The sequence below is a fragment of the Paraglaciecola sp. G1-13 genome (assembly GCF_055809255.1).
In genome coordinates this window covers 4,291,700-4,305,408 of sequence record NZ_CM147903.1, presented here as the reverse complement: position 1 = coordinate 4,305,408, position 13,709 = coordinate 4,291,700, and the positions used below count along the sequence as shown (strand labels likewise).

Genomic DNA, 13,709 nt, shown 5'->3' with positions numbered 1-13,709 from the left:
GCTTAATCTAAACTGAATCGAGGCTTAAGTGAGTGAATTATATCTTGCGGGTGCCAGTGCCGGAAAAGTTAAGGCCGCGTAAACGGCCTAACAATAATGATTACTTGAGTAGGTGCGGGTCAAACACATGGCCCAATTTTTCCGTTTTAGTGCGAATATAATGGCGGTTGTCATCTGTAATGCCGTGGTCAATTGGCGTGCGGCTGACCACTTCAATGCCCATCGCTTCTAGCGCTTTACGCTTTTTAGGATTATTGGTCATCAAATTCACCCGTTGCACATTGAGGGTATCAAGCATTAACTTGCACATATCGTATTCTCGCAAGTCAGCGTCAAAGCCTAAATGCTCGTTTGCTTCAACCGTATCTAAGCCTTGGTCTTGCAAATTATACGCTCGAATTTTGTTTAACAAGCCAATGCCACGCCCTTCTTGACGTAAATAAAGCAGCACACCTTTGCCTTGCTCTACAATATTTTGTAGCGCCTTTTCTAACTGTGCGCCGCAGTCACAACGGGTACTGAATAATGCGTCTCCGGTTAAGCATTCAGAATGAATTCTCATGGGTACCACATCACCAGATTGCCATTGTCCGAAAGTTAAGGCGACATGTTCTTGTTCGGTAGCGGTTTCAACGAACCCGTGTATGGTGAACTGGCCCCAGCGCGTGGGAAGGGAGGCTGAGCTCACGAATTCGTACTTCTGATGTTGTTTCATAATTTTGCTTGCTGACTTGTAAAAGTTATTTAATGGGCTGTCACACTGGATGAAAATATGGGTGCGGAATATTTAAATACAAGTGCCTCTACAGCCCCGCTTCTGAATTAAAGACACTGTTCTGGTCTGTCATCGTGCTTAGCGAGATGGGTTTGTTCACGCCAAATCCTTGAACAAAATCAACGCCAATTTTACCTAATTCCACCATGATCTCTTTTGATTCTACATATTCCGCTACGGTTTGTATTTTCATCGCGCTGGCGATGTCTTTGATGGAATTAACCATTGCCATATCCACGGGATCAATAAGAATATTTTTGACGAATTCGCCGTCAATTTTGACTTGGTCCACAGGGAGATTTTTTAGGTAATTGTATGATGAAAAGCCGCTGCCAAAGTCATCTAGAGCGAATGTACAGCCAAGGGCTTTGAATGTATCAATAAACTCAATAGTTTCGTCGAGTTTTAAGATAGCCATGCTTTCCGTTATCTCGAAACAAATCTTATTGTGAGGTACTTGGTATTTCTCAAACGCGCTCAAAATAAACAGTTTAAGATCCTGTTCACCCAGGGAATGGCCACTTAAGTTGATATTACAACGCATTAGATCTGCTTTGTGCTGCGGGTTTTGTGCTAACCAAGCAAAATAAGTGTCGATAACCCAACGGTCAATTTTGGCACTGAGGTTATAACGCTCAGCTGCGGGTAAGAATTCACTGGGCAGTATGCGCTGGTCGTGTTCATCCACTAAGCGCAACAATATTTCGTAGTGGTGCCCCTTAGCAATAGAGGTCATTGGCATATACGGTTGGCAATGAAGTTCAAAACCGTTGTGGCTCAGTGCGTGTTGTATACGGGGTAGCCAACTCAATTGAGATTCGTATTTGGCAATTTGCTTGTCTGTTGAGGAGTAAGTGTGAAGTCGGTTCCGGCCGTGCTTTTTCGCCATATAACAGGCCGAATCGGCCATACTGAGCAGCTGCTCTGAGCTTGATATTGTGTCATTCCATGGTACTTGGCCAATGCTGACCCCAAGGGTCAAAGGGCGTTCTTCCCATGTAAACTCATGTACTTGTACGGCATTCAATAGTTTATTGGCGAGCATAAAACTGTTCTGGGCATTATTGCCAACCAGTAAAATACCAAATTCATCTCCGCCTAAGCGACCTATCATGCCATCATCGCTGACAATCTTTTTCATTAACTGCGAAAGCTGCCTAAGTACCGCATCGCCGGCTTTATGGCCATGTGTATCGTTGATCGCTTTAAATTGATCAATGTTTACGTGCAATAAGGTCAATTCTTCTTGCTGCTGTTTAGCGAAGAGTATCGCTTCATGTAGGCTTTTCTCGAACGCTTGGCGCTGATAAAAGCCGGTTAACGTATCGTGGCTGGCCATGTACTCAATGCTTTGGTGGTCAGACTTTCGCGCGCTAATGTCTACTACTGAGCCACAAATTAGTTTTTCATCAGTGTCGCCATTTTTGCTTAATTGAGCTGACACAGATAGCCAAAGATCCTGATTTTGCCGTGTTCTACCGCGTAATTCTTTACTTAACGTGGATTGGTTTTTATGGAGTTCACCTAGCAGCAGCTCTCGTTCATTTGGCTCTGCATACAAGGCAGACATTGTGGGCAAGTGGGCTTTCATTTGCGCTACGTCTTCATAGCCAAATATCTTCGCCATGGCTAGATTAGCGCGTAACAATTGACCATCGAGGCTGGAGATAAAGCGCCCTTCTGGGGCTTCTTCAAACATATCGACGAACTGTTGTAAGGCGCGAATCGAAGTTTGTTGCTCGTTGTAATGCCTAAATGCGATGACTTTTTCATGGGCGGCGATGGCAACGGCAATCAATACAATACCGATAACGATTAACGTGCTAAGCGTGAGTGACAGTTGTTCGGGAAAAGCCAACCAGTTCAGATAAAGTCCAATGTGTGCCACCGTCGTCAGGCTAATAAGCGTTAAACCCAAAGCAAACACGCGATTACTGATGGTGTGTCCTTTGTAACGATAAAATATCGCTAACACGGCGATAACCACAATGGATGATATAGAAGCGCCAGACACCAATAAAATCTGTTGGTAGCTATTAAGTACAAACGCCGATGCAGCACTTAACCAACCCATGGCATATAGGAAATAGCGGTAGTAGGTAGGCAGTGGGCGAAATATAGTGAAGGTTATTTTCGCTAATGAAAACAGCAACAGGGCACACAGAATAGTGCTTAGGTTGTCTATGTATTGATTGAAACCAGTGACATGACTCACCACACCTTGGCTATTTAAAAACAGCAGTAAATAAGCCGTACTGGCTACCGAAAACCAAAAGCGCACCGGGCTGCGCAATAACGTATAGGTGATCAAAAAGTACAGCACCATCATGGTCAATGCGCCGCTGAACAAGGAGAAAATCGTGCTGTTTCGTTGTTCTTTTTGAATCAGTGCTGTCTCTGATTTTACATCAAAAGCGAACACCAGCGGGCCTTCATCGCGGATCTTAATATAGATGTTTCGCGGCTGAGCATAAGGAATATCTACCGGAACCACGAATAACCTATGCTCAAAAGGGCGGTTATCATGAGGTCGTGTTGTACCTAGGCGATATGAGTTAATGATCCTGTCTCTTTCATCTAACACGTAGATATCCAACGCGTCGATACGTGGATTATCAATACTAATAAAAAAAGGTCGATGATTACTATCAGTGCTCAGGGTAACTCTACCCCATAGGCTTTGATTATCATTCAGAGGTTGCGGAGAGAAGGTATCACGCCACGTTTTCAGTTCCTGCACGTCAGACAGCTGCACTTTATTATCGGCTACAAGCCAATGGCTAGAGGTGATTAAATTAACGGAAGGCGTTGAGTCATTAATATTAACGCTGGTTTGCGTGGTTTGCGTGGTTTGCGCCTTAAGCACCAGCCCAAGTTGCATGATAAGCAGCAACATAAGGCACAGCGAGGAAGTAAAGTAAGATGAGCGGCGCATTTTCACAGTTTAAGAAACCAGAGCAAAGTTGGCTGCAGGCACGGTGTGCAACCTCGAGTTGTAATATGAAGCGTAGCCTAACATCGGATATTCCCTTTCAACAAAGAGTTTATTCTTATACATAAGGATTAACTGCTGCATGATATTTCCATGTGTTTACCCCAGTTAGGGGGTGGTTTAGCAAATTCGGCATACTCTGGTTTGCTATCAAATGGGTGTTGCAGCACATGTAATAACTTTCTAAAACGTGAAAAATCTCCGTTTTGTGCCGCATCAATTGCCAGTTGTGCTTGGTAGTTCCGCAGTACATATTCGGGGTTAATATTGCGCATGTTTGCTTGGCGTTCTTGCCTCTTCACACCTTGAGTAATCAGTGCGTGTTGATAATGTTCTAACCAAGTTTTAGCCGTGTCGCGTTGCATGAAGTGATCAACAAGTGGCTGATTTTCACTATGTTCATCAACTTCGCACAATAATCGAAAGCTAATGTGGTAATCACGCTTGTCTTGATAAATTAGGTCGAGCCAACGATTCACTAGTTCGGCGGTGTTTTGGGTATTTTCGTACAGCCCAAGCTTTTGGCGCATAAGTTGTGAAAATTCAGCCATTAAGCTTGGTTCATATTGACTTAGTGCCCCCTTGATTTGTTCGACACTCAAGTAGGGGGTGAATGCGTGCGCAAGGGCATTTAGGTTCCACAAACCCACGCTAGGCTGTTGCTCAAATGCATATCGCCCTCGATGATCAGAATGGTTACAGACAAATTTAGGATTAAAATCATCTAAAAAAGCATAAGGGCCAAAATCGAAGGTAATTCCGTGAATCGACATATTGTCAGTATTCATTACGCCATGGTTAAAACCGTATGCTTGCCATTTTGCAATTAGGGTGGCGCTATCCGTGACTATTTTTTCTAGCATGGCTAAATGGGGGGATTCACTGTGCAAACATGCAGAAAAATGATGTTCAAAGCAGTAGTCAAATAACCGCTTGAGTTTGTCCAGTTCACCGTTGTGGTAAAAGTATTCAAAATGGCCGAAGCGAATATGACTCTGGCTGACTCGGATCATCATAGCGGCTTTTTCTTGTTTTTCTCGGTACACGGGTTCGTCACTGGTAATTAAGCAAAGTGCCCTTGAGGTAGGAATACCCATATGGTGCAATGCTTCACTTGCGAGGTATTCGCGCAGCGTTGAGCGCAATACAGCTCGCCCGTCCGCGAAGCGTGAATAGGGCGTAGGACCAGCGCCTTTAAGATGCAAATCCCATGATTTTCCGAATTTGTCTTTCGCTTCTCCAAGCAATACACCACGTCCATCACCTAAGTCTGGATTCCATCCACCAAACTGATGACCACCGTACTTTTGTGCAAAAGAATGTGTCGTAAGTGAACTTGTATTGCCAAAAAGCATCGACATTATGCTAGATTGCGTAAACCATGATGCTGGTAGTTGCAGTGCGTCGCGTAAGGTGTGGTTAACCTCAACAAGTTGAGGGTTTGCCACACGCAAAGGCTTAGTTAAGGCGCCTAAATCACCTAAATGCGTTGCATATGAATGATCTAAATTCATTGTCTGCCTCTATTTTATTACTCGTAGAATGGTTTACGTAAACCGACGTTATCTTAAGGACCAATTATGAATCTAATCTCAAAAGCATGTGTTGTGGCGAGTATTTCAACAATCGCCATGTTATCAACTAACGTTTTCGCTGGCGACATTGCGGCGGGTAAATCTAAATCAGCGACCTGCATGGCATGTCACGGCGCGAATGGAATTTCGCAAATTCCCATGTATCCAAACTTGGCTGGCCAGAAAGAACAATACTTGGCAATCCAGTTAAAGGCGTTTCGCGCAGGTGAGCGTAAAAATATGGTGATGGCACCTATGGTTGCAGGTCTGAGTGATGCTGACATAGAAAATTTAGCCGCATATTACGCGAGTTTAGATCCGTCAGGAAAATAACCGCTACCCTGCACATCAATGCGTAAATACCTTAAAGGCTGAAGATAACTTCAGCCTTTTTGCATTAATAGAGATATATTAATATTTTTGATGAGCCAGTTTGCGACTTTGCGCGTAAGTTACTCTCAATCAAATATATTAAAATAAGGTACCTCATGCTCACACTTCATCATCTTAATAACTCTCGCTCTCAACGCATTTTATGGATGTTAGAAGAGTTGGGTGTGGAATATGACATTCAGCGTTATCAAAGAGATAGCCAAACGAATTTGGCGCCTGAGTCATTAAAGAAGGTGCACCAGTTAGGTAAGTCACCCGTTATCACAGATGATGAAGTGACTGTGGCAGAGTCGGGGGCGATTATCGACTATTTAGCGCGTAAATACCCTGATAAGGCCTTAATACCTGAGCCAGGTACAGAAGCGTACCGTCAATATACCTATTGGCTACATTTCGCCGAAGGAACCCTGATGCCTCCCATGGTTGCCAAGTTGGTATTTGATAAAGTCAGACAAAACGCTAAACCGTTTTTTGTCAAAATCATCGCCAATAAAATTGCCGATAAAGTCATGGACGGGTACTACGGGTTGAATTTGGTCGCTAACCTTAAGTTTGTTGAACAATATTTAGCGGATAATGAGTGGTTCGCTGGTGATGCGTTATCTGGGGCAGATATACAGATGAGTTTTCCGCTAGAAGCGATGGCCTCACGCAATGTGCCGGGAGAATACCCTAATATTGCTGCCTTCGTAAAACGTATTCATGCGCGCCCGGCTTATCAACAAGGTTTGTCCCGCGGGGGCCAGTACGACTACGCTTAAATGCTGACTTTCTTTAACAAGGGCGGCTTAGGCGGGCCATTTAGGGTGTTTTGATGGAGAGGTCTAATTGATTAGACCTAGTTGAGTAGCCCAACAGACTGGGGCTATTCTTCTGAATCGATATCGATGCCCATTTCTTGCATGATGCGCAATGCATCGCTAGGGATACGATTGTCATTGTCTTTTTGTAAGTCATTGTCATTCGGCAATGGCTGCCCAGTGAAGGCATGTAAAAATGCTTCACACAACAACTCTGAGTTCGTTGCATGACGCAGGTTATTCACCTGGCGACGTGTACGTTCATCTGTTAACACCTTGAGCACTTTTAAAGGAATAGAGACGGTGACTTTTTTCACTTGCTCGCTCTTTTTCCCATGCTCGGCGTAGGGATGAATGTATTTCCCATTCCATTTTGTCGTTTTAGCCATCGTTTACTCGCTTTTTTCTTTCTTATAAGGGGAAATTCTAACCATAAACGAATAAAGGTCAACGATAGACTGCTAAACATCTTGACGGCTTTACGTACAAAGTTTAGTTTAGACGTCTAAACGTCCAGATAATCACGGAGCTTTTCATGGTCTCTTATGCACAAGGTATCGATGCCCTCAACCAGTCACTGTCAGAAGTGAAAGGGATCAATGTATCATTTGAATTTTTTCCACCTAAAACTGAAACGATGGAAAAGACACTATGGAAATCGGTGGAGCGCTTAGCGCCGTTAAAGCCCAAATATATGTCTGTGACTTACGGTGCGAATAGCGGTGAGCGTGATCGTACCCACGAAATCGTAAAACGTATTCAGAGCGAAACAGGGATTGCCGCTGCGCCGCACCTAACATGCGTAGATGCTAGCCGTGACGAATTAAAGCAAATCGCCAAAGATTATTGGGCCAGTGGTATTCGGAAAATTGTAGCTTTGCGTGGTGATTTACCCGAAGGCTATACCGAGCATGTATCTTACGCGTCTGATTTAGTGGCATTACTGCGTGATGTGGCTGATTTTGACATCGCCGTTGCAGCATACCCAGAGAAACACCCTGAAGCGCCGAACAGTCAATTTGACTTATTAAACCTAAAACGCAAGGCCGATGCAGGCGCGAACCAAGCAATTAGCCAGTTCTTTTTCGATGCTGAAGTGTTTTTACGTTTCAGGGATAGGGCAGCAGCAGCGGGTATTGAGATGGATATCGTACCGGGTATTTTGCCTGTGACGAACTATCAAACCCTGCAGCGTTTTGCAGGCTTTACCAACGTACACGTACCGAACTGGCTGCACAAAATGTATGACGGCCTAGATAAGGACGACCAAACTACTCGTAACTTAATGGGCGCTAGCATTGCCATGGACATGGTCAAAGTCTTAGCAAAAGAAGGCATTCGTGATTTTCATTTCTATACTCTGAATCGCTGTGAATTGAGTTATGCTATTTGCCATATGTTGGGCGTTAGAGCAGACTAAGAGGATTGAATTCTCAGCCTGGAGTAAAGGAAAAGTATGGAGTCCAAGGTTATTTGGTCGGATGTATTAAGGAGCTGGTTACCTAAAGCGAATATTTTTGTTCGTATGTTTGTAAACCATTGCCAACGAGATGGGATCACGGTGTCAGCAGGGCATTTAGCCTATGTATCCTTATTATCTCTAGTGCCATTTATCATGGTGTTCTTCACCATATTGTCGGCCTTTCCTGCTTTTTCTGAGGTGCGAGGTGATATCGAAGCCCTGATCTTCGGTAATTTTATTCCGACTTCTGGAGACCAAATTCAAGGCTACGTCGCCGAGTTCGTGGGTAACGCATCAAAAATGGGTGCGATCGGGATTTTATCTTTGGTGGTAGTGGCCTTGTTGCTCATTTCGAATATAGACAAAACCTTGAACCGCATCTGGCAGGCAAAAAGCGAGCGCCCGATCATTTTTACGTTTGCGATTTATTGGATGATCCTCACGCTAGGCCCCTTGTTAATTGGCCTAAGCGTCATCATGAGTTCTTATTTGGTTGCTTTTGCCAATTCGGCTGAGGCCTACACCATGGGCGCAACCACCGCCATGCTCAAAATTGTGCCTTTTATCGCGTCCGTCTGCGCTTTCTTTATTCTGTATATGATTGTCCCTAATAAGCGGATTAATCCTCGCCATGCCCTCGTTGGTGCGTTCATGGGGGCGCTACTGTTTGAGTTATCGAAGAAAGGATTCTCGTTTTACATAACGCATTTCCCGTCTTATCAAATGATTTACGGCGCTATGGCCGTTATTCCTATTTTATTCGTTTGGGTGTACTTGTCGTGGATAGTGGTGTTGCTTGGGGCGGAACTAACCCATGTGATTGAAGTGTTTTTTCACGAAGAATCTAAAGAGAATTTTACGCAGGTCGATGAGGATGACCCCCAATCGCCTGCGTAGGATTTAATGCTAATTAATCTCGCATACTGGAGATAAACGCATTTGATTCTTTGATGGCGTTATTCATTTCAGCAATAAGCTGATTGATGTCATTTTTAACGCCGTTAAACTCACTTTGTAAGGCGCCGATTGCAGTCGCATTCAAGTTATGTTTTAGATACAGCACGTTGTCTTGTAGTGCAGATAAAACAGGATCCATTTTTGCCTCTGCTTTGCGCATGCTTTTAACCAGGCTGGCATAGCGGCGCTGGGTATCTTTAAGCTTGCTCGCACTTTCACGGCGTAAACCGTCATTAGTATACTTATCTAATTCAGTTTCCCACTCGTCAAATAACGCATCAGCTACGCTTTCTACTTTATTAATGCGCTTAGTCACTTCTGCTGCCGCTTGGTTACTTTCTTCGTACTGGTCTTTTAACTCCTCGTATACGTCTTGCAGTTCACCACCGTCGTAATTCATTAAATGGGTAAATTGTTCTAGTGCATCGCTAAATTGTTGTTGGGCGTCTTCCTGCGATTCTTTTGCATCTTCAACGCGGTCAACCATGATATCGCGCTTTTCAACGCCGACTTTTTCCCATGCTGCATAATAGGCGCTTTGGCAACCTGTTAGCAGGGTGAATAAAAAGACTGTTGGTATTATTTTCTTCATCAAAACCTCTTTAGTGTTAATTAACCACGGTATTTAGCGGCATCAATAATCGACCATACTTGGAAGATGAAGCCGAACACTGCCATAAAAAACAGAATACCTGTGGCTGCTAGGGCGTAATTAGTCCATACCAGAACAAAAAATATGATTGCTGCTAGTATCCGTCCTTGAACTAATTGCCCCAATCCTGGAAAAAACAAGTTACATATTGCTGCAATTACATTTCCACCTGAACCTTGTCCTGCCATTTGTTGCCCCTAAGTTATTAATTCATTATTGTTGATACACTTTAACAAACTACTGTAATCGGTTGGAAGAAATAATGTCAAAGTGGCTGCCTATATGAGTGAACTCTATCCTGCAATTAAACCGTTTTTCAGCGAAATGCTAGCGGTTAGCGACGATCATTCGTTATATCTGGAACAAAGTGGTAACCCAAAAGGAATACCTGTGCTGTTTCTACACGGGGGGCCAGGGGCAGGACTGTTTGCTAATTATCGTCGCTTCTTCGATCCCGATAAGTACTGGATTATTGGCTTTGACCAAAGGGGAAGCGGGCAATCCACTCCATTCGGTAGCATAAAGAACAATACTACCCAAGATTTACTAAGTGATATTACCCAGATCAGAAAGCACCTGGGTGTCCAGCAGTGGATCTTATTTGGTGGTTCTTGGGGGGCAACATTGGCACTACTTGCTGCCATTGAGCATCCTGAAACGGTGAAAGGGCTGATCTTAAGAGGCAGTTTCCTGGCGCGAGAAGAAGATTTCGATTGGTACCTGGATAAAAAAGGCGGAGCTGCGCAGCTGTTCCCAGACTACTATCAAGATTTCATCCTCCCTGTGGCAGATAAGTCCCTTACGACGTCGTTAGTTGACGCGTACTATGAACTGTTTACTGGCAGCGATGAAGTGCACAAAATGGCAGCCATTAAAGCATGGTGTTTGTGGGAAGCCAGGATCAGTAAATTGCACTGTAAATTACATGAAGATGAGTTGGTCCCGGATGTACACAGGGGCATTAGTTTGGCTATTTTAGAGTGCCATTACATAAAGCATCTTTGTTTTATTGAGCCAAATTACATATTAAAAAATATACACAAAATCAGTCATATACCGGCAACTCTCATTCATGGTCGCTATGACTGTGTGTGCAAAATACAAGGTGCCTATTTACTTAACGAAGCTTGGTCTGCAAGTCAGCTTACCATAGTGCCCGAGTCTGGCCACAGCGCCAATGAACCCAAAATTACTGCCGCTCTTTGTTTGGCTTCGACCGCTATGGCTGATTTTATTAAGGAGCAGGAATGATTGGTTTGATTCAACGAGTCAGCGAAGCCAGTGTCTGTGTTGGCAATGAGGTCATTGGAGAGATTAATCAAGGGATTTTGCTGCTGCTTGGAGTGGAAAAAGATGACAACGAGGAAAAGGCCAAAAAACTGTTTCAGCGCGTGTTGAATTACCGCATTTTTAGCGATCCAGACAGTAAAATGAACCTGAATCTTCAGCAAGTCGGCGGCGGATTACTCGTGGTCTCTCAGTTCACTTTGGTGGCGCAGACAAACAAAGGAAATCGGCCTGGGTTTTCTCAAGGTGCATCGCCAGAATTGGGCGAAACTTTGTATAATTACTTTGTTGAACTAGGGAGAAGCAGTGAAATACTCTGTGAGTCAGGTAAATTCGGTGCAGATATGCAAGTTAGATTAATAAATGATGGCCCCGTGACGTTCTCCTTAAACGTCTGATTTGCTACCAAGCAGTGAATAATATCTAATGGTGGACTGGCTGATATAATTTGGCCTCAGGTTATCGATATCTCCATAAGGATAAATGCATAATAATGTATAAGATTGAAACCCCAGAAACAGATGCGGAGTTTGCAGCATATTTTGAATTTCGCTGGTTAATGCTGCGAAAGCCTTGGAATTATCCTCAAGGCTCTGAAAAAGACGAATACGAGCAAGTCAGTGAACATCGCATGATCCGTAATAATAAAGGTGAAGTGATCGCCATTGGCCGGATACATATGAACAGCGCTGAGGAAGCTCAGGTCCGCCATATAGCTGTCGCTAATGATGCACAGGGGCGTGGCTTAGCCAAAATGATCATGTCTTCACTTGAAGCGGTAGCGCGGCAAGAAGGCGCAGTGCGCATCGTCACTAATAGCCGAGAGCTTTCTACTCCGTTTTTCGAGAGTTGTGGGTTTGAAGTAGAAAAAGAAGCCTCGACTGAGTTAGGGAAGTTAAAACGCCAACAAATGGTCAAGCGTCTGTTGGCCCACAACACGATTTTGTTGCACCCAAAATGGTGTAAAAAGTTACAGGATACATGGCACGATACTATCCCCATTAGCGAGCAGATGGGGATCAAGCTGTACCAGTATTCTGGTAAAACATTAGAGAATCGAGCTTCGCTAAATAAAAATATCAATTTGCACGGGACTATGTTCGCCGGCAGTATTTTTTCCTTAGCCACTTTGACAGGTTGGGGCATGATTTTTTTGCAATTAAAGGAGAAGAATCTTGCAGGGGAGATAGTGTTAGGAGATGGTAATATTCACTATCACAAACCCATCACTATGCAGCCAAGAGCCTTATGTCACATCGAAAGTCTGAGCGGCAAGTTCGAGCCATTAGCGAAAGACAAGAAATGCCAAATTAAATTACAAGTCGATATTCTTGATGGGGACACTGCCGTTGCCGAGTTTAAGGGAGTTTATTGGATTTTACCCCCTGAGACTGAAGAACAAGACGCCGAAAGCGCGTAGTTTGCAATAAGTAAGCAGTGATTGTTTTTAAGGCAATAAAAAAGCGCGTTTATAACGCGCTTTTTTGTGTCTGAATTACTAAGTTATGCCATAGCGCTCTGTAATTTTTTCATAGCGTTCTTTTCGATTTGACGAACACGCTCGGCAGATACTTGGTATTTATCTGCTAAATCTTGTAGCGTTGTTTTGTCGTCACTTAACCAGCGCGTCTGAATGATATGCTGGCTACGCTCATCAAGGGTTTTAATCGCTGAATATAGCTTCTGTGAAGCCGTTGCGTCCCAATCTGCGTTAACAACGTCAGTTTCAACATCTGCGCTTTTGTCTTCTAAAAACTGTACCGGCGCGAAGCTTCCGCTTTCATCATCATCTGCAGATAAATCAAAAGCTTGGTCATGGCTGCTCATACGAGCTTCCATTTGTAATACTTCTTTTTCACTTACTCCCAGGTCACTTGCCACCTTCTGCACTTCTGCATGAGTAAACCAACCTAAACGCTTTTTATTTTTACGTAGATTAAAGAAAAGCTTACGTTGTGCCTTTGTGGTGGCAACTTTCACTATGCGCCAGTTACGCAACACAAATTCGTGAATTTCAGCTTTAATCCAATGTACAGCGAACGACACCAATCTGACCCCTACAGTAGGGTCAAAGCGTCTAACCGCTTTCATTAAACCGATGTTGCCTTCTTGAATCAAATCGGCTTGAGGAAGTCCGTAACCAGAATAAGATTTTGCAATATGCACAACGAAACGCAGGTGTGACATGATTAGCTTTCTTGCCGCTAATAAGTCGTCTTCCTGTTGTAAACGTTCTGCTAGACCACGTTCTTCTTCGGCTGTGAGCATATTAATGCTGCTAACAGCTTGCACGTAAGTTTCGATGCTACCGGTCTGTGGAACGGTTAATGTTAGTGCACGCATATCTGTTGTCATAATCACCTCGTGTAACATTGTGTCCTTGGAACCATGCAATGACTTTGCCAACCAAGAACCGCATTGAGTTTTACATTTGCTGTAATAGACCACTCAAACGCGAAAAAATTTCATGTAGCGGCTGATCTATCAGTAAGATATTATACAAATATAAGCTCTAGTTGATCGAGATCAATTGAAAAGTTATTAAAGCGCTACTTTTGGGGGTTGCTCGAATATCATGAACAACGAATGGTGCCACCATAATAACAGTTACCATTGTACGCAAGCACTATCTTTGCAATATTAATATTCTATTACATATGCTGGAAGTTCTTCACGTATCACGAGCAAAATTGATCTTATTTGTTTTATGGATGTAAAAACAACGATTTGTCTTATTTACAAGGTTTAATTTTGTCTGTTAGTCTGACTTTGTTCAACAAAAAAGACGAAAGTACATCTACGTACTAAAAATTTATT

The 13,709-nt window shown here is 43.5% G+C and carries 14 protein-coding genes; 7 read left to right on the top strand and 7 right to left on the bottom strand.

The window, feature by feature from the left end:
• Positions 1-100: 100 nt before the first annotated feature.
• From ribA to AC0L6N_RS18180, 3 genes are all read right to left on the bottom strand, one after another.
• Positions 101-715 (bottom strand): GTP cyclohydrolase II, encoded by a 615-nt coding sequence (gene ribA, locus AC0L6N_RS18190; RefSeq protein ID WP_011576664.1) that lies wholly within the window; start codon positions 713-715, stop codon positions 101-103.
• A gap of 88 nt (positions 716-803) precedes the next feature.
• Complete coding sequence (locus AC0L6N_RS18185) at positions 804-3,671, bottom strand: EAL domain-containing protein (RefSeq protein ID WP_473476594.1); 2,868 nt, start codon at positions 3,669-3,671, stop codon at positions 804-806.
• Positions 3,672-3,838: 167 nt separating this feature from the next.
• On the bottom strand, positions 3,839-5,281 hold the full coding sequence (locus AC0L6N_RS18180) for a protein adenylyltransferase SelO (RefSeq protein ID WP_473476592.1): 1,443 nt from the start codon (positions 5,279-5,281) through the stop codon (positions 3,839-3,841).
• Positions 5,282-5,347: 66 nt separating this feature from the next.
• Here AC0L6N_RS18180 and AC0L6N_RS18175 point away from each other — a divergent pair, with 66 nt between their 5' ends.
• Both AC0L6N_RS18175 and AC0L6N_RS18170 read left to right on the top strand, forming a co-directional pair.
• Complete coding sequence (locus AC0L6N_RS18175; RefSeq protein ID WP_011576661.1) at positions 5,348-5,674, top strand: c-type cytochrome; 327 nt, start codon at positions 5,348-5,350, stop codon at positions 5,672-5,674.
• Positions 5,675-5,829: 155 nt separating this feature from the next.
• Positions 5,830-6,495 carry a glutathione S-transferase family protein gene (locus tag AC0L6N_RS18170; RefSeq protein ID WP_473476589.1) on the top strand — a complete coding sequence of 222 codons (666 nt, stop codon included), beginning with the start codon at positions 5,830-5,832 and terminating at the stop codon, positions 6,493-6,495.
• Positions 6,496-6,599: 104 nt separating this feature from the next.
• Here AC0L6N_RS18170 and metJ read toward each other — a convergent pair whose 3' ends face one another.
• Positions 6,600-6,923, bottom strand: a complete 324-nt coding sequence (gene metJ / locus AC0L6N_RS18165; RefSeq protein WP_006992936.1) for a met regulon transcriptional regulator MetJ — start codon at positions 6,921-6,923, stop codon at positions 6,600-6,602.
• 146 nt (positions 6,924-7,069) lie between these two features.
• Between metJ and metF the strand changes: the two genes are divergently transcribed.
• Positions 7,070-7,954, top strand: a complete 885-nt coding sequence (gene metF, locus AC0L6N_RS18160) for a methylenetetrahydrofolate reductase (protein ID WP_011576659.1) — start codon at positions 7,070-7,072, stop codon at positions 7,952-7,954.
• 36 nt (positions 7,955-7,990) lie between these two features.
• Positions 7,991-8,893: a virulence factor BrkB family protein gene (locus tag AC0L6N_RS18155; RefSeq protein WP_011576658.1), complete on the top strand. Its 903-nt coding sequence runs from the start codon at positions 7,991-7,993 to the stop codon at positions 8,891-8,893.
• A gap of 13 nt (positions 8,894-8,906) precedes the next feature.
• Here AC0L6N_RS18155 and AC0L6N_RS18150 read toward each other — a convergent pair whose 3' ends face one another.
• Complete coding sequence (locus AC0L6N_RS18150; RefSeq protein ID WP_033185494.1) at positions 8,907-9,545, bottom strand: DUF2959 family protein; 639 nt, start codon at positions 9,543-9,545, stop codon at positions 8,907-8,909.
• 20 nt (positions 9,546-9,565) lie between these two features.
• The gene (locus AC0L6N_RS18145; protein WP_006992940.1) at positions 9,566-9,793 is read right to left on the bottom strand and encodes a hypothetical protein; all 228 of its coding nucleotides are present in this window, start codon (positions 9,791-9,793) and stop codon (positions 9,566-9,568) included.
• 94 nt (positions 9,794-9,887) lie between these two features.
• Between AC0L6N_RS18145 and pip the strand changes: the two genes are divergently transcribed.
• The 3 genes from pip to AC0L6N_RS18130 all read left to right on the top strand — a co-directional run bounded on the left by pip (position 9,888) and on the right by AC0L6N_RS18130 (position 12,312).
• The gene (gene pip, locus AC0L6N_RS18140; protein WP_473476585.1) at positions 9,888-10,856 is read left to right on the top strand and encodes a prolyl aminopeptidase; all 969 of its coding nucleotides are present in this window, start codon (positions 9,888-9,890) and stop codon (positions 10,854-10,856) included.
• The gene (gene dtd, locus AC0L6N_RS18135; RefSeq protein WP_473476583.1) at positions 10,853-11,290 is read left to right on the top strand and encodes a D-aminoacyl-tRNA deacylase; all 438 of its coding nucleotides are present in this window, start codon (positions 10,853-10,855) and stop codon (positions 11,288-11,290) included. The genes pip and dtd overlap by 4 nt, the downstream gene beginning before the upstream one ends.
• A 95-nt stretch (positions 11,291-11,385) precedes the next feature.
• Positions 11,386-12,312 carry a bifunctional GNAT family N-acetyltransferase/hotdog fold thioesterase gene (locus AC0L6N_RS18130; protein ID WP_473476581.1) on the top strand — a complete coding sequence of 309 codons (927 nt, stop codon included), beginning with the start codon at positions 11,386-11,388 and terminating at the stop codon, positions 12,310-12,312.
• A gap of 83 nt (positions 12,313-12,395) precedes the next feature.
• Here AC0L6N_RS18130 and rpoH read toward each other — a convergent pair whose 3' ends face one another.
• Positions 12,396-13,247 carry an RNA polymerase sigma factor RpoH gene (gene rpoH / locus AC0L6N_RS18125; protein ID WP_041714636.1) on the bottom strand — a complete coding sequence of 284 codons (852 nt, stop codon included), beginning with the start codon at positions 13,245-13,247 and terminating at the stop codon, positions 12,396-12,398.
• Positions 13,248-13,709 lie beyond the last annotated feature (462 nt).